Here is a 24915-nt window from a genome sequence, read left to right on the forward strand (position 1 = left end):
TGCACAAAAAAAGCAAAGATCATTATTGACCTTTGCTTCTATATTTTTTATTTAAATTAAGAAGTAATTGTTCTACACGAGGACGTACCCAAGCTAAATAATCTTTCTCTTTCTTCTTTGTACAAGCTATCTCTTCTCCATCTACCATTCCAACAAGTTCTAGCTCTAACAGTTGCCTCGTAAATGCTAACATATTTACTTCTTCGTCCGGATACTCTTCTTTTAATTTCTCCTCAATTTCCCCCAATAAAAAACCGTCACGCATCATTGCCAGTGCATCAATCCAAAGTGGCGGCATTTCATATTTTTCTCCTGTCATTATATCTTTTACAATATAATTCTTTTGCTCTTTTCGAAATTGAATCGTGTGTAAACATACAGTCGAATTTAATGTTAATTCCATCATACCACCCCTTTCATAATATCTGCATAGAAAAAAGGATGCGCGTGCACCCCTTCTTACCTTTTCATAACACTACTAAACCGTTACATGAGCAATCCATCTCATGTCGATATTTTCCTCCATTATAAACGAAGTATTTTATAAAAAAAACCCTTCTTGAAACATTTTATAAAATGTTTATATTTACACAACAAGAACACTTTTCTGAAAAGTCTTTTCTCCTAACATATTAAACTGTCGGCAAAGAAATTTCTACTTTCGTTCCTACTCCCATACTACTTTGAATCGCGATACTCCCTTGATGTTCCTTAATAATTTTATATGTAATCATTAGTCCCAGTCCTGTACCATTCTCCTTTGTTGTGTAAAAAGCTTTACCGATTTTCTCTAACTTCTCGTTCTCTATACCAAATCCTTGATCTTCGACAGAAATACACAAATATCCTTTCGTTTTTTGATATACACGGATATGAATGTCTCCACCTTCTGGCATTGATTCTATCCCATTTTTAATGATATTTAATAACACTTGTTTTAATTGTTTATCATCACCGTTTATAACCGGTAAATTCCCCTCTACTTGCAAATGAAATTTCACTTTATATTGCGTTGCATAACTTTCCATTAACTGCACAACATATAGAAGAATTTCTCGTATATTACACCATTCATAATTTGTTGGTTTCGGTTTTCCTAATAGCATCAATTCACTAACAAATCCGTTAATCCTTTCAATCTCTTGTAACATAATGTCGTAGCTCATCGTATCCGCCGGGTTTCTTTCTTTTTGCATTTGCGTAAACCCTTTTAAAGCTGTTAATGGATTTCGAATTTCATGCGCAATTGTTGTAGACATCGTCCCAATTACAGCTAAATTTTCCGTCTCCTTCATATTGTTCATCATTTCAACCACTGTTCTTACATAAGATTGAAATCGTTTTAATAAAGAATGTGAAATAATAAAAAAGAATATACATAAAACAAGCGGAATCACCACTTTAATATCTTGTAATACCAAGATAAAAAATACATATTTTCCAATTACACTAAAAGACACTACATAAAAATATTTTCTATTCACAAATATTGGTGCAAATAAAACCAAAAATATTTCAACCATATTTCCATTTTCAAACACACGATCACTGTTTAAATAAATCATTAAATTATTAATAAGGTCAATGAACATATACCCAATTAAGAACAAATATTTTATGAAATATACATAACCTTTTTTTTGAAGATATATCGAAATAGGGAATAGAGATACTACTAATATATACACACCGATTCCCATACCACCTTCTGGCCATCCTATCCTTGCTTCGTTAATGTTCATAGCCGGATACACAAAATAATAAATAACGTCATATAAAAAAAATATAATATAGAATAATAATAAAAATACTTTTAAAGCTTCTCTTTCTTCATAAATCAAGCTTTTAAATTTGTTCATATGAATACTCCTCGTGATCAATACAAAAATAACATTCTACATGTTATCTCCTCAAATTATACGTATGAAATTGCTTTCAGAGCAATATGTAACCTTATAATACTAAAAAGGAAGNNCTTCCTTTTTAGTATTATAACTTATATCCATCTTACCCTATCATGTAGCAGTCCATCCGTAAAATTATTATGCCCTATTCTGAAATCCTTCATATATAAATTTAAATATTCACCGTACTTACTTTCTGTATTTAATAATAACTCCTCGACATAATAAGCACCTTGTTCAAAGTGATCTAAAAGTAAGCTGCACAAGCCTGCATAAATTCCGCATCCTACTTGAAAGTAAGTTGCATTCGTTTTATATTTATGAAAAACTTGGCTGCTATTCATCACGTTATACATATATGTCTCGCTATTTTCATAAACGAGTAACACACCGACTAGATCCTCTCCCGCAACCTCTTCTTCTGCTGGATTAAATACTTTACGATTCCAGTTCCATAAATCTTCTACTTTATCTAAGTTCTGTCTAATTACATTTGTTGTATACTCATTAATTCGGTACAGAAAACCCACTTCCATGTTGAAATTTTTCCCTAAAATTAATACTTCTTCATGTGGCATTAAACAACCATAGAATTCCTTTTCTCCTAACTTCACTTTATACTCTGAAGCATACACATCCTCATAAAAATAAAGAGGACGATGATGACTCATATACATCGGATAGCTCCAAATCGCTTCGTCTAGAAATCGCTCTACTGCCCATGAAGCATAGAGTGTATGCGGCTTTATAAGTGCTGTATCATTCAAAAACGAAGTATCATGTTCTACAATATAGCATGCGCGCGGCTTTTCATTTGGCCGTTCCTTCATGAGTTCAACAACCATCCATTGCACAACACCTGGATTCATACCTGATCCTATAATCGCTTTTGTATTTGTAAATTTTTCTTTCTCCTTCTCAAACCTCGTATATCTTTCTGTAAGCTGAAATCCAAGCAAACTATCGTCCTGATCTACTGCCTCATTTTCCAAAGCTGAATTTATATAAAAGATTCCAAGTTCATTACAACAGCTTAATACCCTAATCGTATCTGCACCTGAAACATCAATAACAACACCCGTTCTTTTTTCTTTTAAATGTTGTTTAAATTTCACTACATCCTGAAGGTCTATTTCGTATAAAAACAATTGATTTTTCAAATTCGGAAACAATTCATCATAATAAGTCCTATCTTTTTGTTTTATATCAACCAAATGAAATGTAACCTTTTTTATCGCTTCATAAATTGGATCTTTTTCATTTACTATCGCTTGATTTAAAATGGATAAAACTGCCTTTGCTGCTCCACCAGCACTACCAAGCAATGTAATATTTGGAAACTGCTCCACAAACAAAACCCCTTTAGTAAATTAGTTGAGCAGTTCTTCCTCAAAAAATAAATTGAATACGTCAAAAGGTATCTCGTACATAATTTTTATGATGTAGCACAAGATTTCCTCTTTAAAAATCACACTAACATATTTATATTCAATTCATTTTTCCCCTCATATTCAAATCTAACTAAACAAATAGGCTCGACCTTTTCTTCTGCATATAAAAGAAAAAGCCAGCCCTTTCAACTAGCCTACGGACAATGGACAGATTTTACATGTTGCATATTTACATATAGTTTTGCATCGCGTGCTTTTAATATTTCAATATGCCCTTCATCAATTTTCGCCATTTTTCCAATTTTATTGGATTCCTCACCTAAATCGAATACCATAATTTTCCCAGTCATTTTTATAAGTTGTTCTTCAAAAGTTCGAGCTAACGTAATATTTAACGGATTTACAGGGAGTTCATTTTTATTGAGAGAATAAGGCACTTGGTTTTCTTTATACGGAATTAACCATTTTAAGTGCTTTAAAGATATATATACAGTTTTATAAACTGGACTATAAAAAACAATATAATCGTTCATTACACTTGTTACATACCCATGTATTGGAGCATTTCCTGCTACATAAACTTCTGTAAAAATCCCTTTAGAGGTGCTTAATACTTTTCTCAAAGAAATTGAAGGAGATTCCCTCTTAATTACAGAATCCACATCAGGCTTTAATATTTCTTCATTGTGTCCTCTTAAAAATTTATAATATTGGACATGGTATAAAGATATATATACATAGTCTTGTCCATTGTAAAGAACAACGATATCATTTCCTACATCAATTAATACGCCTTTAAATCTCTGTTCACCGATTAATTTAACATATATATTTTCTCCAATACTTTTGTTTAACTCATTCATCTATATCCTCCTTCCTATGAATTTCTATTTTCCTGTTTTTCAATTCAAAAAAATAATCAGGGGCAATGTTCTGTCTTAATAGTAAGGAATTCCTTTTCACACTATCTGAAATAAGAAATCGTTCTTCACTTTCAACCATAATGCCCCTCTTATTTATTAAACATTATTCTTCTTCATTCTTTTTGTTCTTAACTATTTGACTCACACTCTTCACGTGGGAATGAATTACATAAATAACCTCATGACCGTTTACTAGTGTAATATTTCCATCATGTATATCACTTAATAAACCTTCCACACACTCTGGACCGCCACGATTAATCTTTACCCACTTATATTTCAATTCGCGTAATACATCAATAAAAGTATCCTCATCCGAGCAGAAGTATGAGCTGTAGCAATCGCTACTTTTACTTTCTTTTACCTTCTTAACTAGACTCTTTACATGTTTCAGCTGATAGTATACTAATTCCCCATGAGGTAATTGTAGTGTAAGGTAATTTTCTCCTAACGATACGAGCACGCCTACTCGACTTTCTGGCCCGCGGAGATTTACTTTTACATTCTCACCAACTAAATGTTTAATTTGGTCACAGCATAATACACTCTCCAAGTTCGTACCCTCCCTTCGTATTATCTTCTTGATTGTCTTTGTGCACGAGCACGACCTGAATTATTGCTGTTTTCATTACTTTTCTCATTGCTACTCTCATCGCTACTCTCATCACTCTCTCCACTTACTGGTGCATTATAATTAACACTCTTAATATGAGATAGTGCAATTAATACAACTTCTTCTTTAATAATCAATGTTACATAACCGCCAGAAACATCTTGTAAAATACCTTCAATTTTCTCTGGCCCACCACGGTTAATTTTCACCCAGCGGTATTTGAAGCTTTGAAGTAACGTTTCAAAGTCTTCTGCAATGTCTTCTTCCGCCCATTCAAAATCACCTATTCCGCCATCTTTCGTATTTTGGGTAATGCTTTTCAGATGGCGAAGTTGATAATAATGGCTCTCTCCTTTTTCATTCTCTAATCCGAAGTAGTCCGCACCTAATGATACTATTGTTCCTTTTTGAGATTCTGGTCCACCTCTGTTTACTCTTACATAAGATCCAATTAAGTCTTTCAAAAAATCCCAATGAAATAAACTCACGAGAAAACCCCTTCCATTAATTTATAAGCTTTTGCACTGATAGTATATGTATCTGTACAGGTTACGTTCTCTATGTTTGTCCTAGCTAGAAAAAAATATGCTTTTAACCTGGTAGACTACTACCTATCAAAATTTCATGGAACGCCGAGGGCTCTTTGGGCTTTTGATAGCTTTAGACAAAAAAATCCCGTATGAAGGTACATTTCTGTATACTTCATACGGGATTTCCCAACGTTTAGTCCTCGTCTTTAACATCCATATCTTCTGGAATTGGTTCGTTTAATATTTCTTCCACTAATTGTTTATATTTCTCCATTTGTTCCAAATGTGTATTGAATTGTTCTTTATTTAATAAATATTGTTCTCCATCGAATAGCGCACGAACTTTTTTTTGCTGAATTAACTCCTCAATATACGATTTTGGTAAATTCAAATACTCCGCAGCCTCTTCTACCGTTATATACAATGCGTTCATTCCTTTATTATTTTTTCATATATACTGTATCTTACTTTACCTTATTTTTGTAAACAAATAAAAAAGATTTTGTAAATACACTTTAAAAAGCAGGTAGATGCATTCCATATATTGTATAATAATAATAGTAAGAATTTTTTAAAATATAGAATGGTATTACCCATTTACACAAAGGAGAGTTAACATATGGCTACTCGTCACATCATTACAATGTTAGAAAAAACATTACAAGTTGAAACAGAAAACACAATTTCTCATTTAACTACATCTTTATCTGATCGTATTCTTTCTCAAAGCACAGCAATACATGAAAACAATTGTTACCGTACAATTAGTGAATGGTACAAAAATCATTTCTTATTCCAACAAGATGATTTCCTTTGGGCTAAATACGCTTTCTATGACGCATATTGTGAGGCTATAAAAAAACAAGGACATCTTACAAAACGCGTTCGTCAAATATTAGAATCATTAGCTCGAGTGCATGGAAAACAATACATCGCTTCTATACTAAATATGCCATTTCCTAATGAACAGGCAAAAGGGACAGCATAAAACAAACCCAGATTCATTGTTTTCTAGAGCGATTACAAATAAACTGTTCATATCACATGAACTGATGAAACCGGTGTTATTATAATGATTGAAAATATAGTTAACAGGAAAACCCCCACTTACATCTCTCGTCATTCGAATAGAGAAGTAAGTGGGGGTATCCTTGTTCCTTTATTATTTCATCATCTGCTTAATCAATTCACGATTTTTCTTCTTAAATACTTCATTATGAGAAGAAACCATTCCGTACTCGCTTGCATCTGGTTGAATAAATTGTTTCGCTTTATTCACGGCATTTCCAGCATCTTGGAATGCTCCTGCAATTAGATGTAATTTTCCGTCATGCTTTAAAATATCTCCAGCAGCATATAATCCATCTACTGAGGACTCACTATTTGCATTCCCTGCAATATAAAAGTTATCTATAATCGCAACATCTAACTCACTATTTTCTAATAATGTAATGTCACGTTCATATCCATGATTAATAATAACTTCATCAATAGGTAAGTGAGAAACGTCACCTGTCTCATGATTCGTTAACTCTACATATTCAATCGCTTCATGGTTATCACCCGCAATTAATTTTGTAATCGATGTATTAAAGAAACACTCCGCTGAACTGTTCATTAGTTGTTTTACTTGTGCTTCATGACCAGATAATTCTTCTTTTCTATATGTTACATACACTTTTTTCGCGATTGGCTCTAATTCATTTGCCCAATCAACAGCTGAATTTCCTCCACCGGAAATAATAATCGTTTTATCTTTGAAACGTTTTAAAGATTTAACTGTATAATTTAAATTTGATACTTCAAATCGCTCAGCACCCTCAATTGATAACTTTTGCGGTTTCAATATACCACTGCCAGTTGCGACAATAACTGTTTTTGAAAAATGTTCTTCTCCAGTGCTTGCTTTTAGCGTAAAAGTACCATCTTCATTACGAATAATCGATTCTACTTTTGTATTTAAAACAACTTCTGGTTTAAATGTTAGCCCTTGCTGTACAAGTTGTTCAATTAATTTATCACCTGTAACTGGCAATAGCCCTCCTACATCCCAAATCATCTTCTCTGGATAAACATGTATTTTTCCACCTAACTGTGGTTGAAATTCTATTATTTTCGTTTTCATTTCTCTGAGTCCACTATAAAAAGCTGAATAAAGCCCTGCAGGTCCCCCGCCTATCACGGTTACATCAAACAATTCTTCTCTATTCATTCACCTTCACTCCTCAGCTACTAGTTGTTGATTATCATTCTCAATAAAATATAACCTGTTTCCGCAAAATTTACAATCAAAATTACTATTGACAATACACCCATATAAAATTATATTATTTAAAGAATCAATATTGATAATCATTATCATTTTGTTAATAATTAGAAAATTTAAGATTACATCTTCTTTTATTAACATGGTTAATACTATATTGTAGAATCTCATATTCAAGATTTTTAACAAGCAATGTGCATTACCACTACTCTTTCAAAAAGATTACAGTTAAACAAATTATTGCATACACATATCATCTATGTTAAAGGAGAAAGACGATGAAAAAGTTATTTATTTCACTAACAGTTCTTTTCGTTCTTGTTATGAGTGCTTGTAGCAATGGCTCTACAGACAAAAAGAACGATGCAAAAGGTAGTAAATCAGAAACAATTACATACCAATCTGAAAGTGGTAAAGTAGAAGTTCCTGCAAATCCAAAACGCGTTGTTGTTTTATCATCATTTGCTGGTAACGTAATGTCATTAGGTGTAAATCTTGTTGGGGTAGATTCATGGTCTAAACAAAACCCACGTTTTGATAGTAAACTTAAAGATGTTGCTGAAGTATCAGATGAAAATATTGAAAAAATTGCTGAACTAAATCCAGATTTAATCATTGGTTTATCCAATGTTAAAAATATCGATAAGTTAAAGAAAATCGCTCCTACTGTAACATACACTTACGGAAAAGTTGATTACTTAACACAACATATTGAAATTGGTAAATTATTAAACAAAGAAAAAGAAGCAAAAACTTGGGTAGATGATTTCAAGAAACGTGCAGATGCAGCTGGTAAAGAAATTAAAGCAAAAATCGGTGAAGATGCAACAGTTTCTGTTGTAGAAAACTTCAACAAACAGCTTTATGTATACGGCGATAACTGGGGTCGTGGAACAGAAATTCTGTACCAAGAAATGAAATTAAAAATGCCTGAAAAAGTAAAAGAAAAAGCATTAAAAGAAGGTTACTACGCATTATCTACTGAGGTATTACCTGAGTTTGCTGGTGATTACTTAATCGTAAGTAAAAACAAAGATACTGATAACTCATTCCAAGAAACAGAATCATATAAAAACATTCCAGCAGTAAAAAATAATCGTGTATATGAAGCAAACATGATGGAATTCTATTTCAATGATCCACTTACATTAGATTTCCAACTAGACTTCTTCAAGAAGAGCTTTCTTGGTCAATAATACAAACATGAGGAATTCTTAATTTAAGAATTCCTCTTCCTTTATTCTATAAACAGAAAAGATGTGAAACGAATGACAAAAGATCACGGCACTCCACATTCCATGGCTTTTACATACAAACTCATTTTAAGCATAATTGCATTCTTCCTTATTTTTATGGTTGCAATGGTATTAGGTGCTGCAGATACTTCTATAAAAGATGTATGGTTAGCACTTACTTCCTCCGCTAAAGGAGACAAAGTATCTATTATTCGTGAAATACGTTTACCACGTGAAGTTGCTGCCATATTTGTCGGAGCTGGACTCGCTGTTTCTGGTGCAATTATGCAAGGATTAACGCGAAATCCTCTTGCTGATCCTGGATTACTCGGCTTAACTGGTGGCGCAAATGCTGCACTTGCACTAACACTTGCTTTCAACCCTTCCATCAGCTATCTGTACTTAACGTTAGCTTGCTTTATCGGTGCTGCAATTGGCGCTATTATGGTATTCGGGGTTGGCATGGTGAAAAAAGGTGGGCTTTCTCCCCTTCGAATTGTATTAGCTGGTGCTGCTGTTTCAGCATTTCTACTCGCAATTTCAGAAGGAGTCGGCATTTACTTCAAAATTTCACAAGAGGTATCACTTTGGACTGCCGGGGGAGTAATTGGAACGACTTGGAGCCAATTAAAAATTATTATCCCCGTTATTTCAATCAGTATATTTATCGCTATCTTACTTGCAAAAAAGTTGACAGTCCTTAGTTTCAGTGAAGAAGTTGCTATTGGACTTGGTCAAAAAATTATCGTCATTAAAACAATTTTATTTATCATTATTATCTTACTTGCTGGTGCGTCTGTAGCGCTTGTCGGAAACATGGCATTTATCGGATTAATGGTGCCTCATATGGTACGTCCTATTGTCGGTCCCGATTACCGCTTTGTTATACCGATGTCAGCAATTGCTGGTGCATCCTTTATGTTACTTGCCGATACAATCGGGCGTACCATTAACGCTCCGTACGAAACACCAGTTGCGGCAATTGTCGCTATTGTAGGATTACCATTCTTCCTATTCATCGTACGTAAAGGAGGAAGAACTTTCTCATGATGCAATCTATTCTAAGAAAACAACGTATTATCATACTCGCTTTACTTATACTGACCATTACAACCATTGTAGTTGGAATGGGGCTCGGTTCAGCATCTTTATCTTATGATCGATTACTCCCAACACTAATGGGACAAGGTACATTTAAAGAGGAGTTTGTTTTATATTCTTTACGACTACCTAGAATTGTCATTACATTATTAGCTGGTATGGCGCTCGCTTTATCTGGTGCTATCCTGCAAGGTATTACACGTAACGATTTAGCTGAACCTGGTATTCTTGGAATCAACGCTGGAGCTGGTGTTGCAGTTTCCATCTTCTTTTTATATTTTCCAATTGACGTAGGTTCATTTCTTTACTTACTACCAGTCGTTGGGTTTATCGGTGCTTTCCTTACTGCTGTTCTAATTTACGTATTTTCATATAGTAAATCAACAGGGCTTCAACCAATACGATTAACATTAACCGGTATCGGGTTTTCATTTGCACTATCTGGAGCGATGATCGTCCTTATTTCATCTGCTGATCGTATGAAGGTAGACTTTATTTCAAAATGGATAGCTGGGAATATTTGGGGAGATGACTGGATCTTCGTTTTCGCAATGCTCCCATGGTTAATCGTATTAATTCCGTTTGTTTTCTATAAAGCAAATCGATTAAACATTCTAGCATTAAACGAACCAGTCGCAATCGGCGTTGGAATTGAAATTGAAAAAGAACGCAGATACTTATTAATTGCAGCCGTTGCGCTAGCAGCTGCAGCAGTTTCCGTAACAGGAGGAATTAGCTTTATCGGACTAATGGCTCCGCACATCGCAAAATCTTTAGTAGGTCCAAGACATCAAATCTTCATGCCAATCGCCGTATTAATAGGTGGATGGCTATTACTATTGGCAGACACAATTGGTCGAAACATCGTTGAACCTAATGGTATTCCAGCAGGTATTGTCGTCGCTTTAATTGGTGCACCTTACTTTATGTATTTGTTGCTTAAGAAAGCGTAAAGAAACACCCTCAAGATCTTTTCTTGAGGGTGTTTTTATTCTACTGCTGTCCATACCCTTCAAACTTCTTCGCCAAATTCTCCATCTCATCTTCTGGCAAAAGCTTCGGTTCTCCGACGCTTTTCGTTTGATAATAAATTTGCGCACAGAACTCAATCTCTTCTGCAACAGTAAACGCCATTTTTATATTATTTGCACCAGCAATTAAACCGTGATTGGCAAGCAACACGGCACGACGATCGATCATGCCTTCGAAGGCAGCCTCTGCTAATTGCTTCGTACCAAATGTTTCATATGGCGCACAGCGGACATTCGGGCCTGCAAAAGCAATTAAATATGACACAGCAGGAAGTTCCCATCCCAATGATGCAATCGTCTTTGCATAAGGAGAGTGTGTATGCACAAGCGCATTTATGTCTTCACGATTTCTATAATAAATAAGATGCATATCTAATTCACTTGACGGTTTTCTCTCCCCTTCTATCACTTCACCATCTAAATTTAATACAACTACATCTTCTGGTGTTGTTTCATAATACTCTAAACCACTCGGGCTAATTGCAACAAGACCTTGTTCACGATTGAAAATACTAATGTTACCGCCTGTCCCCTTTGTTAAACCGCTAGAAATCATTTTCTTTCCGTACGCTACAATTTCTTCTCTTTCTTTTTGTAATAACATATACATCCCCCTAAGTATGAAGCTTATGATGACTGACTTTAGATTTATCTACTTATTGAAATAGCTTTTTTAAGTTCTCCGTAAACGGTGCTTTTACAATTCCTTTTTCCGTAATAATCGCTGTTACATTTTCATATGGCGTAACATCAAATGCCGGATTATATACTTTACTTTCTTTCGGAGCCGAATATTGTCCGAAACGATTAATCACTTCAGAAGCATCTCTTTCTTCAATTGGAATTTCTTTTCCTGTCGGTGTTTGTAAATCAATTGTTGGTGTTGGTGCTGCTACATAAAATGGAATGTTGTAGTATTTAGCTAAAATAGATACGCCTAATGTTCCAATTTTATTTGCTACATCACCGTTTGCTGCTACACGATCACATCCAACGATTACCGCATCAATTTTCCCTTGTGACATGACCATAGCTGCCATATTATCCGTAATGATAGTGACATCGATTCCCGCTCGCTTCAGTTCTAATGCTGTTAACGTTGAACCTTGTAATCTAGGGCGTGTTTCATCCGAAAAGATTTTTAAGTCCCATCCTTTTTCTTTCGCTAAGTACATTGGGGCTGTCGCCGTACCATACTTAGTCGTCGCTAAAGCACCTGCATTACAATGTGTTAATACTCCCATGCCATCATGGAATAATGTTAATGCGTGTTCTCCAATTTGACGGTTAATTTCTTCATCTTCTCTATGAATCTCTTTCGCCTCTTCTACTAATCTATCTTTCAGCTGCGAGATTGATAAGTGAGCATTTTCTTTCGCTACACTTTCCATTCTTTCAAGTGCCCAAAATAAATTTACCGCCGTCGGTCTTGATGTCGCTAAATATGCACATACCTTTTTTACTTCTTCTATAAACTCTTCCACTGTACTTGTAGTAATTTCCTTTACCCCTAAGTACACACCGTAAGCTGCTGAAACACCTATTGCTGGTGCTCCTCTTACTTTCATTACTTGAATTGCATCCCACACACCCTCAGCTGTTTTAAAAGATTCATAAACTACTTCGTTCGGTAATACTGTTTGATCTAATAACACTAAAGCATCATCTTTCCACTGAATGGGTATTAATTGCTCTGCCATCATCTTCTCCCCTTACTTCGCACTATGCATTTGTTGTTTTAGCGTTTCTACAAAACTACTACCTGTTTTATATTGATTCGCTTGTAAAATAAATTTCTTCGCGCTCTGAAGACAAATTCGCTCCGCTCTAGCACGTGCTTCATCATTCTCAATACAAGTAATATCCTTTACTTTCGCTAATCCAACAATACGACGAATTAACTCAAGACCTGTCACTGCAGCTGTATCCTCTAATACAGATTGCAAATAAACTTCGTTAAAACCTTCTTCCTTCGCCATAATCTCTGTCACATGAATATCCCAAGCGTCTAAAAACTTCTTCTTAAATAAATCAATTACCTCTATCATTGTAGTTTGTAGCCAATCCATATACGTATCTTTCTCAGCACCAGGCGACATCGTTGCATCTGCGTTCACCCAAGCGAACATTAAATTCGCCATTACATTCCCAACGTCATATCCCATAGGTCCATAAAAAGCAAACTCAGGATCAATCACCTTTGTAGAATCACTTTTCACAAAAACAGAACCGGTATGCAAATCACCGTGAATAAGCGACTGCGCATTCGTCATAAAAGAAAATTTAAGTTTCGCAACTTCCATACGAAGCTCTTTATCACTATAAATATGCTCTCTAATCCATCCATCATTTAACGGAAATAACTCATTACGTTTATTATGGTTTGTAAATGGCTCTGAATATACGAGATCCTCTGTAATTTCACATAACTCAGGATTTATATAACTCTTCACAAGTTCCTTCTTCTCTTTATGATTCATTACAACATCCGATGTTAATAGAAGCGTATGTACCATAAAAGTAGTTAAATCGTCAGCAAGCCTCGGAAATATTTGATGATTTATAAGTGCTGTACGTAATATTGTATGATCCGATAAATCTTCCATCGCGCAGCAATTCATCACACTATCAAATAAATACACCCTTGGAACAAGTCCAGACGCTAACTCTTCCTCTAACTGTAAAACATCTGATTCTATACGAATACGATTCGTCGATAACTTAAACTCATCTGAAATACGTGCTGTATCCCCAGCCTGCTTTACAATGACGGAAATATTCTCCTTTTCATCCCAAACACGGAACACATAATTTAAATTGCCATCACCTATTTCTTTACACTGTAACCCCTTTGCATGTTCAAAATTAGACAATTTCTCCTGCACATATACAATCACATCTTTAGCTTCCATTAAAAAATACTTCGTGAACTTAGACATGGTTTCCCCTCCACACTAGTTGTAAGCGTTTTCTAAAAGCTATAAAAAATAATAGATGAAATGTTTTATCCTATAATATATATTCTTCTTTTTGAAAGTTATATCTAGGTTTTATTATATCTTGTTAGTACCTTGAGTCAATGCTTCTAATTATCATTGCAATATACTTCTTAATTATATATTTGAGGTAACAAAAATTGTTCACAAAGATTCCAATTCATTTTATTTTATTTATCGCTCAATTCTTTGTAAAATAGAAGTAAGCAATTGCTTTTCAATTCCACAACTTCTAAGAAATATTCCCTGCCTAAGAATTTATACTTACACTATATCTCTAAACTACACACTAATCTTTCACCTACTATCTTACAATGAATACTCTAAAAATTACCTTTCCATTCCCTACTAGCTTTAATTGAGAATAAATATTAATTAAATTGGTATAAAGTTGGTTTATTCTCTTGACAAAATAACCACTTCTATATGATAATTAATATCGAATTAGAATTATTATAGTTAATTAAAAAATATATTTTATGAGCAAACTATTTTTTGATGCTCAAAACCAACATTTAGGAGGAATTTTAATATGTTATTAATCGGCACAGAAGTAAAACCGTTTAAAGCTAATGCTTACCATAATGGAGAATTTATCCAAGTTACTGACGAAAGTTTAAAAGGAAAATGGAGTGTAGTTTGTTTCTATCCAGCTGACTTCACATTCGTTTGTCCAACTGAACTTGAAGACTTACAAAACCAATATGCAACTCTTAAAGAGTTAGGCGTTGAAGTATACTCTGTATCTACAGACACTCACTTCACTCACAAAGCATGGCATGATAGCTCAGAAACTATCGGCAAAATCGAGTACATCATGATTGGTGACCCAACTCGCACAATCACTACAAACTTCAACGTTTTAATGGAAGAAGAAGGTCTTGCTGCTCGTGGTACTTTCATCATCGATCCAGACGGCGTTATCCAATCTATGGAAATCAATGCTGACGGTATCGGCCGTGACGCAAGCATTCTTGTTAACAAAATTAAAGCAGCTCAATACGTACGTAACAACCCAGGTGAAGTTTGCCCAGCTAAATGGCAAGAGGGTTCTGCTACACTTAAACCAAGCCTTGACCTTGTAGGCAAAATCTAAGGAGTTCGATCAAAATGATACTAGATGCAGATATAAAAACACAACTATCCCAATACCTTCAGTTAATGGAGAACGATATTTTACTTAAAGTAAGCGCAGGAGACGATAACGTATCTAAAGATATGTTAGCTCTAGTAGATGAATTAGCTACTATGTCATCTAAGATCACAGTAGAAAAAGTTGAACTAGAGAGAACACCAAGCTTTAGCGTAAATCGCCCTGGCGAAGACACTGGTGTCGTATTCGCTGGTATTCCATTAGGACACGAATTTACTTCATTAGTGTTAGCTTTACTACAAGTTAGCGGACGTGCTCCAAAAGTTGAACAAAAATTAATCGATCAAATCAAAAACATTCAAGGCGAATATCATTTTGAATCTTATATCAGCCTAAGTTGTCATAACTGTCCTGATGTTGTACAAGCTCTTAACGTAATGAGCGTTCTAAACTCTAGTATTACACATACTATGATTGATGGCGCGGCATTCAAAGAGGAAGTAGAAAGTAAAGACATCATGGCGGTACCAACTGTTTACCTAAACGGCGAATCTTTCGGAAGCGGTCGTATGACACTTGAAGAAATTTTAGCTAAAATGGGTAACGGTCCAGATGCATCAGAGCTTTCTGATAAAGATCCATACGATGTTCTTGTTGTTGGTGGCGGCCCTGCTGGTGCAAGTGCAGCAATTTATGCAGCACGTAAAGGCATCCGTACTGGTATCGTTGCTGAGCGCTTCGGTGGTCAAGTAATGGATACTATGGGCATTGAGAACTTCATCAGCGTAAAACGCACTGAAGGTCCTAAGCTAGTAGCAAGTCTTGAAGAGCACGTAAAAGAATACGACATCGATGTAATGAATCTACAACGTGCGAAACGTTTAGAGAAAAAAGAACTTATTGAAGTGGAACTTGAAAACGGCGCTATTCTGAAAAGTAAGAGCGTAATCGTTTCAACAGGTGCTCGCTGGCGTAACGTTGGCGTACCAGGTGAAGCTGAGTTCAAAAATAAAGGTGTAGCATACTGCCCACACTGTGACGGTCCATTATTCACTGGAAAAGACGTAGCAGTTATCGGCGGCGGTAACTCTGGTATCGAAGCAGCTATCGACTTAGCGGGTATCGTTAAGCACGTAACTGTTCTTGAGTTCATGCCAGAATTAAAAGCTGATGCTGTATTACAAGAGCGTCTTAACAGCTTACCAAACGTAACTGTTCTGAAAAACGTTCAAACGAAAGAAATTACTGGTACTGACAAAGTAAACGGTATTTCTTACATCGATCGTGAAACTGAAGAAGTTCATCACGTTGAATTACAAGGTGTATTCGTACAAATCGGTCTTGTGCCAAACACAGACTGGTTAGGCGAAACAGTTGAACGCGCTCGCGGTGAAATCGTAACAGACAAGCACGGCGCTACAAACGTACCAGGAGTGTTTGCTGCAGGTGACTGTACAAATAATCCGTACAAACAAATCATCATCTCTATGGGCTCAGGTGCAAATGCTGCTTTAGGCGCGTTTGATTACTTAATCCGTAACTAATTATATAGACGTGAGTTTAAAAAAGCAGGTGCATTGGCACCTGCTTTTTTATAACCTTAATGTATAAACTAAAAACCGCTCATTCCCATTCTTCTCATAAGCACCCGGCAACCTTACTTCCTTCTTCAACTCAAACGCAGTCTGATTTTCTAAGAAGAAAATATAATCTTCAGAAGGGTAATATAGAATGATATCCACTTCTCTCTCCGCTTCTTCTACCGAAAGCAAAATGTTATTTACTACGTTCATAAACACTTGTACAGAAAATGGATTGAAGAAATAAAATCGGTTATCACATGGATCAATTTCATATTCCTGTGCTAAACAGCACTGGAATTGAATTTTATATTTACTGTTTCGTACCTTTCGTGCATACCGATCACGATTAGCCATCGCTTCGTTATAAAACTCTTCATTCATTTCAATTCCAACTGCTGAAGCACCACACTTATGGTGCATGTAAAAGTTTAATCGTCCTTTCCCGCACCCAAAATCTACAATTCGGTCGCTACTTTTTATTTCGTATTGATTCAATAACTCATCTAATCCGCTATACGGCGTCGGTTCATAACGGTGATAGTGCATAGACTTATTAAATCCTTTTTGCTCTCCGACAGTTTTTATATGTAGTACAGCATCGTAATATTGTTCGTTCATTGGTTTTCTCCTATTAAGAAATGGTACTTATTATTATACACCATGTACTGGAGAAGAATTTTTCAGTGAATTAATTAGTACGTGAAATTATATCGACGATTTTCTTAATATATCTATCGTAACTTCAAATATATCGACTTAACGACAAATTCCTACAAAAAAAACAGGAGCTCTCTAGCCCCTGTCCTCTAACACTTTCAATACAGTTTGTTTCAATATTTCTACGCCATCCATAATACAACTATGATCGAACTTCATATACGGATGGTGTAATCCAGGTTGTAAGTTTGCCCCTAGTCCAAGCATAACTGCTTTTAAATGCGGTCTTTTCACTGTGTAGTAATGGAAATCATCGCTTCCTGTCGTATAGAGCGGTCCTGTACATCTCTCTTCTCCATACACAGCGAGAATACCTTTGCGCATATAACGCTCTGCTTCTTCTGACACTTCTGCTCCTGGAGCAAGATCAATCCATTCATATGAAGTTTTTGATCCCATCGATGCAGCTGATTCTATTACACACTCTATCTTTTTCTTTAATTCTTGTAATAGTGTATTACTCTCTGCTCTTACATCTAAACTGAAATGACCGTTACCTGGAATGATATTTAGATTATCACCACCAGCTTGGCACCTCGTCATTTTCACCGAATATGAACTTTGCGGTGGCAACCATATATTTTTCAAACCGATATTAATCATGGAAATGACATCAATCGCATTCACACCTTGGTGGGGTCTTGCACCATGTGCGTCTTCCCCATGAATCGTTCCCTCTAAAAATCCTGCTGCTCCGTGACGAATAGATGGGGCAGCTTGTTTCAAAGGCAGTTCTTCAATCGGCCTTAAATGAACACCAAATAAGAAATCAGCATCATCCACAGCGCCCTTCTCTACCATCTTTAAAGAGCCATTTCCTTTTTCCTCTGCCGGCTGAAAAATAAATCTAACCGTACCACTTTCCCATCTCATATTCTTTAATTGCAAAATAAGCCCCATTACAATCGTCATATGAGCATCATGACCGCATGAATGGTTCGCTTTAAACTCTCCATCTACTTCTTGCCATAGTGCATCCATATCAGCGCGAATCGCGATAACTGGATTCCCACTTCCGATTTCAGCAATCACGCCTGGGCAATCATCAAATATTTTATATGAAATTCCTTCTTCTTTTAAAAAGTTAGTAATGTACGCTGTCGTTTCATACTCTTTCCAACTGACTTCAGGGTTTTCGTGTAAATGCTGAAAAATTTCCGTTAAACGCTCTTGTAGTTCTAATGTTTTCAACGTTTCATTCTCCTTCCCAAATTACAAACCACTTAGGTTAATTATACTTATGAAAAACAGATGTTTTTATGAACATATTGAATTTTAAGAAAAAAGTCAATTACTTATTTTTAAACACTTAAAAACCTTACTCCGTATCTATATTACAAACTAAATAAACAACTAGAAGATTCCTTATTTTCTGTTTTTTTGTTGACGCTTACATATGTTTTTAGTTATTATAACCTAATAAACGTCTATTTTGCGACAATTCTAAAAATACAAACATACATAATGAGGAGGCAGTTTATGAAAAAAGAAATACCTTTTGGCGTAGCAATGATCCCTATTATCATTACAGTTGCAGTTATGATGGTTACAATTGTTATATTAGAACAAAGCCCTCACGTCCCACTTATTATCGGTACAACCGTTGCTTCTATCGTCGCTTGGCGTTACGGTTACAAATGGAACGACATTGAAGAAGCAATGTATAAAGGAATTCGCCTCGCATTACCCGCTATCGTTATTATCATTCTTGTTGGTTTAACGATCGGTGCTTGGATTGGCGGTGGAATCGTCGCAACAATGATTTATTACGGTTTAAACCTTTTAACTCCATCACTATTTTTAGTTTCAATTACCGTGATTTGTTCTATCGTTGCGTTAGCGATCGGTAGCTCCTGGTCTACAATGGGAACAATCGGCGTTGCTGGAATGGGTATTGGCCTAAGTATGGGAATCCCGGCTCCAATGGTTGCTGGTGCCATTATTTCAGGCTCTTATTTCGGCGATAAAATGTCACCGCTTTCAGACACAACAAACTTAGCCGCAGGATTAACAAATACAGATTTATTCGTGCATATCCGTCATATGTTATTTACTACAATCCCAGGTTTAATTATTACTCTTATCGTCTATGCGTTCTTAGGAAGAAGCTTCGGCGCTAACAATATTGATGCCAAAAGCATCGATCAAACGTTACAAGTATTGCAACAAAACTTTGTTATCTCACCTTTCCTATTAATTATACCTGTAATCGTTATGGTATTGGTCGCTAAAAAAGTTCCTGCTATACCAGCTATTCTCGTCGGTATTATTTTAGGATTTCTATCACAAGTCTTTATTCAAGGTGGTTCTGTCTCATCAGCTGTCGGTGCACTCCAAGCTGGATTTGTCATAGACACTGGAAACAAACTAGTAGACGAACTATTTAACCGCGGTGGCTTAGATTCGATGATGAATACAGTTTCTATGACAATTGTCGCTATGACTTTCGGAGGCGTACTAGAACATACCGGAATTCTTCGCTCAATTGTAAATCAAATTTTAAAATTGGCGACATCAGCAAAGGGACTTATCGCTTCTACTATCGCATCTTGCTTTGCAACGAACCTTACTTGCTCTGAACAATATATTTCGATTGTTGTTCCTTCCAGAATGTACGCAAATGCATACACTGAAAAAGGACTACATTCCAAAAATTTATCCAGAGCATTAGAAGATGGTGGAACATTAACTTCTGTTTTCGTTCCTTGGAATACGTGCGGTGTATTTATTCTCGCAACACTTGGAGTAAGCGCATTCGAATACGCTCCTTATGCCATATTGAATTTCATCGTACCTATCATCTCAATTATTTACGGTATAACTGGTCTCACAATTACGAAACTATCAGACATTGAAAAAGCAGAACTAATAAAGAAACAAAAAGCTCAACTAGAAGCTTAAAAATAATGGTAAATTCAGTTCATATATTGCGCGAGGACGCCCTTGTTGATAAGGCATTTCCTCGCCGCAAATATGAGCATACCCGTAATCAACTAATTTCTTTAACAACCTTTCTGTTGATCGCCGCGTCACTTGTAAGTACTCAGAAAGATCTGCCGCTGTAAATTTCAATGACGGGTGTGATTGACTAAACTGAATAATTTTTGACAAGTTTGCTGGACTAAGCTTCGTTTCCTTTGCTATTTTCATTAACTCTGGATTAGCATTTTTCAAACTTTGTACTCTCTGTTCTTTCGGAAACGGACCAAATAGTTCTTTATCACTTGTTAGTATATAGAAACAATGCTCTATTGGATTATTCTTCGCGAAACCTTGAGCAATTTTAGCATTTTGCTCCGCTTCTTTCACAGTTTTCCCGTAACCAAACCCAATAGCTATCCTACCTTCTATACTCATAAATACGTTATCTATCACATTTGTTTTTATACTCGATTCAATATCACCGCGAGTCGTATACAAAATAAATGTCATTTCATCAACTTGTTTAAATGAACCACGTAATTCTTTTGAAACTATATGTAATTGTTCAAACGAGCTTTCTTGTATCTGCATAAAGGATATAATACAGGCACCAACAGTAGCTGAATGGCTTTTTGCTAACTCGGCTTTTATTTTTGCATCTTTTAACCCATGTATAATGGATTGCGTCGGATCTATCATACGCTCTGAAGGAATACCTATTTTTTGAAGTTCATCGTAAACAGCGTGAATACTCGTTAAAGCTAAATCCGAATCTCCTGATTGATACTTAGCTACATGGAAATCGACGACTCTATTTATTTCATCTTTACTCCACAACATATTTTCATAATCCATCACTTGCGGTGTTTCTTTCAAACCAATATCGTGGAACACATTTGTAATAAACGAACGATCTACTAAATCAATTGAAATTTTTTGAGGTTGAATACTTTGATGATATATTATAGAAAGGAGTGAAGATGCAACCGTTGTCTCGTCTTGCTGTAAGTACGTACTTGGAATTCGTAATTGTTCTCTTATTTCTTTTGCCATATAATAAGGTAGGGCACCCGAGAAAAAGATAACATCACAAGGCTTTAAACGCTTTAATATTTCAGAAGATTCAGCCGGATGAAGGTAAATATATGGATCAATTTCTATCTCTTTTAATTTATGAGCAATAGGTAAAAGATTCTCCATAAACTCCTTTGAACCGACAACTGCAATTTTTATTATCATTTTCTCTAACTCCTTATTATTAATTAACGACTATTTAACGTCAACTATATCAAATGTACAAAACTATTGTAAATAGGAAGGGGTCTTTATTCAATGAAAATTACAGCTATTCATCTTTACGCAATTCGTTTACCACTTCGCAATCCGTTTGTTATTAGTTATGGTTCTTATTCTGATATGCCTTCTATTATCGTCAAAATGGAAACTGACGAAGGCATTATTGGTTACGGTGAAGGCGTTGCTGATGATCACGTTACAGGTGAATCGTGGGAAAGTACTTTCCACACTTTAAAACATACGCTAGCTCCTGCTCTTATCGGGAAAAATCCAATGAATATCGAAAAAATACACGATATGATGGACAATACAATTTACGGTGTTCCAACAGCAAAAGCGGCGATTGATATTGCTTGTTTTGATATAATGGGCAAAAAATTAAATCAACCTGTATATCAATTAATTGGCGGGCGCTACCATGATGAGTTCCCCGTTACTCACGTCTTAAGCATCGCGGATCCAGAAGATATGGCTGAAGAAGCTGCTTCTATGATTCAAAAAGGTTACCAATCTTTCAAAATGAAAGTCGGTACAAACGTAAAAGAAGATGTAAAACGAATTGAAGCTGTACGTGAACGTGTAGGAAATGATATCGCTATTCGTGTTGATGTAAACCAAGGGTGGAAAAATAGCGCAAACACATTAACAGCCCTTCGTTCATTAGGACATTTAAACATTGACTGGATTGAGCAACCCGTTGTCGCCGACGATATTGATGCAATGGCTCATATTCGTTCTAAAACAGACCTTCCGCTTATGATTGATGAAGGATTAAAAAGTTCTCGTGAAATGCGCCAAATCATTAACTTAGATGCGGCTGATAAAGTAAATATAAAACTAATGAAATGCGGTGGCATATATCCGGCCGTAAAACTTGCTCATCAAGCTGAAATGGCCGGCATTGAATGCCAAGTGGGCTCAATGGTCGAATCATCCGTTGCCTCTTCCGCAGGATTCCATGTCGCTTTCTCAAAGAAAATCATTACGAGCGTTGAGCTAACAGGACCATTAAAATTCACGAAAGACATTGGTAACTTACATTACGACGTACCATTTATTCGCTTAAACGAAAAACCAGGACTCGGCATTGAAATAAATGAAGATACCCTGCAAGAACTAACCGTCTTTCAAGACGTTGTACGCTAAAGGAGGGCTCATACATGACAGTTCTATATGAAGGTACATTAAAACAAAATAACGAGTCGTTTCACGTTACATTACTATCCGGAGAGCACATCGAGCAAATTTTATCCCTACAAAACGTTGTAGTTGAAGCGTTAGAAGATAAAGGTCGTTTACAACCGCTCTCACAAGAAGAATTTCAATACATTCTAGAAGGAAACGGCATGATGATCGGTGCCTTTATCGAAAACGAACTCATCGCATTCCGTGCCCTACTCGTCCCTCCTATCGATGACGAGCATTTAGGACTTGATATCGGCCTATCAGAAAGCGAACTACATCGCGTCATCTATCAAGAAATCTCAAACGTTCATCCAAACTGCCGGGGAAATGGGATGCAAAAAACATTAGCGACAGTCATCATGGATGAACTACAAAAAGAAGATGGAAAGTACGACTATGTTTGCTGCACCGTTGCACCTTTTAACATTCCGAGTTTGAAGGATAAGTTTGCGCAAGGGATGGGAATTGCTGCACTGAAAGAGAAGTATAGTGGTAGTATGCGGTATGTTTTTGTGAAGGAATTGCGCGATACCAAAAGGGATTGGACAGATGTTAAGAACGTTCCGATGAGTGATGCTAGTGGACAGCAGGTATTGCTTTCGAAGGGGTATCGTGGGTATGAGATGGAGAAAATAGACGATACTTTCATTGTGAAATTTGGACGATGATTTACATGCAAGAAAAGGAAGGGATATCCCTTCCTTTTTATTTTCTCCTCGCTGAACAGTTCCGTGATACATGAAATTATATTAACGATTTTTAGAATATATCTATCATAACTTACAATATATCAACGATTTTTCAAATATATCTATCGTAACTCAAAATATATCAGCGATTCGACAAGGAATATCGGTTTACCGACAAAAATCGATATTCCATACTAAACCGTCATTTTCCAACTCGATAACGCTAACCAGTTCTCCATTTCCTTATAATCAGGCATTATCTTTCCGACAAGACGCCAAAAAGAACGATCATGATTTAAATGGACCATATGGCACATCTCATGAACAACTACATAGTCAATTACTCGCTGTGGTGCCATCGCTAACTTCCAATTGAATGTTAACTGTAGATTTGAATCACAAGTACCCCACGTACGACTACTGTCTGTAATACGAATAGAACGCGGTTTTGTTTTGAAGTTACTTTGATGTGCTTTAATGCTCTTCTCTGCTTTAAACACCGCTTTATCTTGCTCTATACTTGCATCTTGAGAAATTTGTATCGGATACGTACTTCCTAAATACAGAAAGCCCTCTCCTTGATCATAATCCTTTTCCTGTGGTCCAAGCGCTCGCTCCTGCATTTCTTTACGTGTTGTCTGAATCCAATCCCACTTCTCCTCTAGCAACTGAACTAAGTATTCAACAGGTGTTCCCTTCGGAGCTTGCACCTCAACATTTCCGTACGAATCTACAAAAAGACGCACCGACTTTTTCTTCTTATAAGTTACATGAAAATTAATTGTCTCACCTAAATAAGTATGTACCATTTCATCACCTAACGTATTATTTTACAAATAAAAAAGAGTAGGATACAAACACCTACTCTACCTATTATATCATTTACTCCTTTAACGAACTCATTACCCTCTATACTTTACACCTAATCCCTTAATGAAATTCCTTGCGTATCTATCGCCGCACTCTTTGTAATTTTTATGGCCTTTTTTTCTTAATAGGGCGCCTAACTCTCCTTTTGTTACCGTAACGCCTACGCTATCTAATATATCAAGTACATCCTCACTCGTTAAAGATAGTGCGATTTTCATTTTCTTTAGAAGAAGGTTATTAGCACTCTCTTTGCTTTGTACAGGTGCTGGTTGTCCTGGTTTTGGATCTTGCTTCCCTCTTTTTAAAGTAATAAATCCATTGAAAAATGACTCTAACATCATCATGTCGCATGTTAGTACGTACTCTTCTTCGATTACATCATCATTTTCAGCTTCATGTTGCGGCGCTCTCTTTATTTTTGTAAGCATATCAACTACGTCTTCTTTCGTTACTTCCATCCCGCCAAGTTTAAAGATTTCTACCATATCTATATCTTTTATATCTAAAGCGTATCTTACTCTTTTTAATATATCGTTGTTGCTCATTGCCATTGTTTTTCCTCCTGAAATT

General features: G+C 35.9%; 25 protein-coding genes. 9 read left to right on the plus strand and 16 right to left on the minus strand.

From position 1 onward, the window contains the following. Nucleotides 1-22 precede the first annotated feature (22 nt). From COE49_RS17890 to COE49_RS17925, 7 genes are all read right to left on the minus strand, one after another. A complete protein-coding gene (locus COE49_RS17890; protein WP_088231798.1) occupies nucleotides 23-403 on the minus strand; it encodes a hypothetical protein in 381 nt (126 codons plus the stop codon). A 229-nt stretch (nucleotides 404-632) separates the two neighbouring features. Then, entirely contained in the window at nucleotides 633-1859 is a 1227-nt protein-coding gene (locus COE49_RS17895; protein WP_088231799.1) for an ATP-binding protein, read from the minus strand. Nucleotides 1860-1996: 137 nt separating this feature from the next. Next, nucleotides 1997-3253, minus strand: coding sequence for an S-adenosylmethionine decarboxylase related protein (locus tag COE49_RS17900; RefSeq protein WP_098253367.1), 1257 nt, complete (start codon nucleotides 3251-3253; stop codon nucleotides 1997-1999). A gap of 236 nt (nucleotides 3254-3489) precedes the next feature. After that, nucleotides 3490-4158 (minus strand): DUF2642 domain-containing protein, encoded by a 669-nt coding sequence (locus tag COE49_RS17905; protein WP_088231801.1) that lies wholly within the window; start codon nucleotides 4156-4158, stop codon nucleotides 3490-3492. A gap of 163 nt (nucleotides 4159-4321) precedes the next feature. After that, nucleotides 4322-4771 carry a spore coat protein gene (locus COE49_RS17915; protein WP_088231802.1) on the minus strand — a complete coding sequence of 150 codons (450 nt, stop codon included), beginning with the start codon at nucleotides 4769-4771 and terminating at the stop codon, nucleotides 4322-4324. A gap of 20 nt (nucleotides 4772-4791) precedes the next feature. Beyond that, a complete protein-coding gene (locus COE49_RS17920) occupies nucleotides 4792-5319 on the minus strand; it encodes an LSm family protein (RefSeq protein ID WP_088231803.1) in 528 nt (175 codons plus the stop codon). A 235-nt stretch (nucleotides 5320-5554) separates the two neighbouring features. Next, nucleotides 5555-5794, minus strand: coding sequence for a helix-turn-helix domain-containing protein (locus COE49_RS17925; RefSeq protein ID WP_000993177.1), 240 nt, complete (start codon nucleotides 5792-5794; stop codon nucleotides 5555-5557). Between the two features lie 186 nt (nucleotides 5795-5980). Between COE49_RS17925 and COE49_RS17930 the strand changes: the two genes are divergently transcribed. Then, nucleotides 5981-6349, plus strand: coding sequence for a hypothetical protein (locus COE49_RS17930; RefSeq protein WP_088231804.1), 369 nt, complete (start codon nucleotides 5981-5983; stop codon nucleotides 6347-6349). A 174-nt stretch (nucleotides 6350-6523) separates the two neighbouring features. Here the strand turns inward: COE49_RS17930 and COE49_RS17940 are convergent, their stop codons facing one another. Beyond that, the gene (locus COE49_RS17940; RefSeq protein ID WP_088231805.1) at nucleotides 6524-7573 is read right to left on the minus strand and encodes an NAD(P)/FAD-dependent oxidoreductase; all 1050 of its coding nucleotides are present in this window, start codon (nucleotides 7571-7573) and stop codon (nucleotides 6524-6526) included. Nucleotides 7574-7905: 332 nt separating this feature from the next. Here COE49_RS17940 and COE49_RS17950 point away from each other — a divergent pair, with 332 nt between their 5' ends. From COE49_RS17950 to COE49_RS17960, 3 genes are read left to right on the plus strand one after another with little or no spacing between them, the layout of a single operon-like run. Next, nucleotides 7906-8823 (plus strand): iron-hydroxamate ABC transporter substrate-binding protein, encoded by a 918-nt coding sequence (locus COE49_RS17950; RefSeq protein ID WP_088231806.1) that lies wholly within the window; start codon nucleotides 7906-7908, stop codon nucleotides 8821-8823. Between the two features lie 48 nt (nucleotides 8824-8871). Further along, the gene (locus COE49_RS17955; protein ID WP_140417429.1) at nucleotides 8872-9912 is read left to right on the plus strand and encodes a FecCD family ABC transporter permease; all 1041 of its coding nucleotides are present in this window, start codon (nucleotides 8872-8874) and stop codon (nucleotides 9910-9912) included. Next, a complete protein-coding gene (locus COE49_RS17960) occupies nucleotides 9909-10916 on the plus strand; it encodes a FecCD family ABC transporter permease (protein WP_088231808.1) in 1008 nt (335 codons plus the stop codon). The genes COE49_RS17955 and COE49_RS17960 overlap by 4 nt, the downstream gene beginning before the upstream one ends. A 40-nt stretch (nucleotides 10917-10956) precedes the next feature. On the opposite strand, the gene COE49_RS17965 is transcribed toward COE49_RS17960, so the two are convergent. Genes COE49_RS17965 through mtnK form a run of 3 tightly spaced genes read right to left on the minus strand, consistent with a single transcriptional unit; the run spans nucleotide 10957 to nucleotide 13933 of the window. Then, nucleotides 10957-11598 carry an L-fuculose-phosphate aldolase gene (locus COE49_RS17965; RefSeq protein WP_088231809.1) on the minus strand — a complete coding sequence of 214 codons (642 nt, stop codon included), beginning with the start codon at nucleotides 11596-11598 and terminating at the stop codon, nucleotides 10957-10959. A 52-nt stretch (nucleotides 11599-11650) separates the two neighbouring features. Then, complete coding sequence (gene mtnA, locus COE49_RS17970; RefSeq protein WP_140417430.1) at nucleotides 11651-12694, minus strand: S-methyl-5-thioribose-1-phosphate isomerase; 1044 nt, start codon at nucleotides 12692-12694, stop codon at nucleotides 11651-11653. A 12-nt stretch (nucleotides 12695-12706) separates the two neighbouring features. Further along, nucleotides 12707-13933, minus strand: coding sequence for an S-methyl-5-thioribose kinase (gene mtnK / locus COE49_RS17975; RefSeq protein WP_088231811.1), 1227 nt, complete (start codon nucleotides 13931-13933; stop codon nucleotides 12707-12709). Between the two features lie 589 nt (nucleotides 13934-14522). On the opposite strand from mtnK, the gene ahpC reads away from it, so the two are divergent. Together ahpC and ahpF are read left to right on the plus strand one after the other, a co-directional pair. Continuing rightward, on the plus strand, nucleotides 14523-15086 hold the full coding sequence (gene ahpC / locus COE49_RS17980; protein WP_000924422.1) for an alkyl hydroperoxide reductase subunit C: 564 nt from the start codon (nucleotides 14523-14525) through the stop codon (nucleotides 15084-15086). Between the two features lie 14 nt (nucleotides 15087-15100). Beyond that, complete coding sequence (gene ahpF, locus COE49_RS17985) at nucleotides 15101-16627, plus strand: alkyl hydroperoxide reductase subunit F (protein WP_088231812.1); 1527 nt, start codon at nucleotides 15101-15103, stop codon at nucleotides 16625-16627. 48 nt (nucleotides 16628-16675) lie between these two features. Here the strand turns inward: ahpF and COE49_RS17990 are convergent, their stop codons facing one another. Beyond that, nucleotides 16676-17284: a class I SAM-dependent methyltransferase gene (locus COE49_RS17990; RefSeq protein WP_088231813.1), complete on the minus strand. Its 609-nt coding sequence runs from the start codon at nucleotides 17282-17284 to the stop codon at nucleotides 16676-16678. Between the two features lie 174 nt (nucleotides 17285-17458). Next, complete coding sequence (locus tag COE49_RS17995; RefSeq protein WP_088231814.1) at nucleotides 17459-18574, minus strand: M20 peptidase aminoacylase family protein; 1116 nt, start codon at nucleotides 18572-18574, stop codon at nucleotides 17459-17461. 288 nt (nucleotides 18575-18862) lie between these two features. Between COE49_RS17995 and nhaC the strand changes: the two genes are divergently transcribed. Continuing rightward, nucleotides 18863-20284 carry a Na+/H+ antiporter NhaC gene (gene nhaC / locus COE49_RS18000; RefSeq protein ID WP_088231815.1) on the plus strand — a complete coding sequence of 474 codons (1422 nt, stop codon included), beginning with the start codon at nucleotides 18863-18865 and terminating at the stop codon, nucleotides 20282-20284. Here the strand turns inward: nhaC and COE49_RS18005 are convergent. Then, nucleotides 20273-21544 (minus strand): transcriptional regulator, encoded by a 1272-nt coding sequence (locus COE49_RS18005; RefSeq protein WP_088231816.1) that lies wholly within the window; start codon nucleotides 21542-21544, stop codon nucleotides 20273-20275. The genes nhaC and COE49_RS18005 overlap by 12 nt on opposite strands. A gap of 93 nt (nucleotides 21545-21637) precedes the next feature. Between COE49_RS18005 and COE49_RS18010 the strand changes: the two genes are divergently transcribed. Continuing rightward, nucleotides 21638-22747, plus strand: coding sequence for a mandelate racemase/muconate lactonizing enzyme family protein (locus COE49_RS18010; RefSeq protein ID WP_088231817.1), 1110 nt, complete (start codon nucleotides 21638-21640; stop codon nucleotides 22745-22747). A gap of 14 nt (nucleotides 22748-22761) precedes the next feature. Next, nucleotides 22762-23454, plus strand: coding sequence for an N-acetyltransferase (locus COE49_RS18015; protein WP_088231818.1), 693 nt, complete (start codon nucleotides 22762-22764; stop codon nucleotides 23452-23454). 215 nt (nucleotides 23455-23669) lie between these two features. On the opposite strand, the gene COE49_RS18020 is transcribed toward COE49_RS18015, so the two are convergent. Both COE49_RS18020 and COE49_RS18025 read right to left on the minus strand, forming a co-directional pair. Then, the gene (locus tag COE49_RS18020) at nucleotides 23670-24284 is read right to left on the minus strand and encodes a M48 family metallopeptidase (protein WP_098945987.1); all 615 of its coding nucleotides are present in this window, start codon (nucleotides 24282-24284) and stop codon (nucleotides 23670-23672) included. A 93-nt stretch (nucleotides 24285-24377) separates the two neighbouring features. After that, nucleotides 24378-24896 (minus strand): YehS family protein, encoded by a 519-nt coding sequence (locus COE49_RS18025; RefSeq protein WP_088231820.1) that lies wholly within the window; start codon nucleotides 24894-24896, stop codon nucleotides 24378-24380. Nucleotides 24897-24915: the final 19 nt, after the last annotated feature.

This window comes from Bacillus sp. AFS029637, from assembly GCF_002584985.1.
In the GTDB taxonomy this organism is placed as follows: domain Bacteria; phylum Bacillota; class Bacilli; order Bacillales; family Bacillaceae_G; genus Bacillus_A.

Coding starts and splice junctions, on each gene's coding strand:
- COE49_RS17950 (WP_088231806.1), top strand. CDS start 7,906: ATGAAAAAGTTATTTATTTCACTAACAGTTCTTTTCGTTCTTGTTATG.
- COE49_RS17930 (WP_088231804.1), top strand. CDS start 5,981: ATGGCTACTCGTCACATCATTACAATGTTAGAAAAAACATTACAAGTT.
- nhaC (WP_088231815.1), top strand. CDS start 18,863: ATGAAAAAAGAAATACCTTTTGGCGTAGCAATGATCCCTATTATCATT.
- COE49_RS18025 (WP_088231820.1), bottom strand. CDS start 24,896: ATGGCAATGAGCAACAACGATATATTAAAAAGAGTAAGATACGCTTTA.
- mtnK (WP_088231811.1), bottom strand. CDS start 13,933: ATGTCTAAGTTCACGAAGTATTTTTTAATGGAAGCTAAAGATGTGATT.
- ahpF (WP_088231812.1), top strand. CDS start 15,101: ATGATACTAGATGCAGATATAAAAACACAACTATCCCAATACCTTCAG.
- COE49_RS17960 (WP_088231808.1), top strand. CDS start 9,909: ATGATGCAATCTATTCTAAGAAAACAACGTATTATCATACTCGCTTTA.
- COE49_RS18020 (WP_098945987.1), bottom strand. CDS start 24,284: ATGGTACATACTTATTTAGGTGAGACAATTAATTTTCATGTAACTTAT.
- COE49_RS17890 (WP_088231798.1), bottom strand. CDS start 403: ATGGAATTAACATTAAATTCGACTGTATGTTTACACACGATTCAATTT.
- COE49_RS17990 (WP_088231813.1), bottom strand. CDS start 17,284: ATGAACGAACAATATTACGATGCTGTACTACATATAAAAACTGTCGGA.
- COE49_RS18005 (WP_088231816.1), bottom strand. CDS start 21,544: ATGATAATAAAAATTGCAGTTGTCGGTTCAAAGGAGTTTATGGAGAAT.
- COE49_RS17965 (WP_088231809.1), bottom strand. CDS start 11,598: ATGTTATTACAAAAAGAAAGAGAAGAAATTGTAGCGTACGGAAAGAAA.
- COE49_RS17895 (WP_088231799.1), bottom strand. CDS start 1,859: ATGAACAAATTTAAAAGCTTGATTTATGAAGAAAGAGAAGCTTTAAAA.
- COE49_RS17905 (WP_088231801.1), bottom strand. CDS start 4,158: ATGAATGAGTTAAACAAAAGTATTGGAGAAAATATATATGTTAAATTA.
- mtnA (WP_140417430.1), bottom strand. CDS start 12,694: ATGGCAGAGCAATTAATACCCATTCAGTGGAAAGATGATGCTTTAGTG.
- COE49_RS18015 (WP_088231818.1), top strand. CDS start 22,762: ATGACAGTTCTATATGAAGGTACATTAAAACAAAATAACGAGTCGTTT.
- COE49_RS18010 (WP_088231817.1), top strand. CDS start 21,638: ATGAAAATTACAGCTATTCATCTTTACGCAATTCGTTTACCACTTCGC.
- ahpC (WP_000924422.1), top strand. CDS start 14,523: ATGTTATTAATCGGCACAGAAGTAAAACCGTTTAAAGCTAATGCTTAC.
- COE49_RS17940 (WP_088231805.1), bottom strand. CDS start 7,573: ATGAATAGAGAAGAATTGTTTGATGTAACCGTGATAGGCGGGGGACCT.
- COE49_RS17925 (WP_000993177.1), bottom strand. CDS start 5,794: ATGAACGCATTGTATATAACGGTAGAAGAGGCTGCGGAGTATTTGAAT.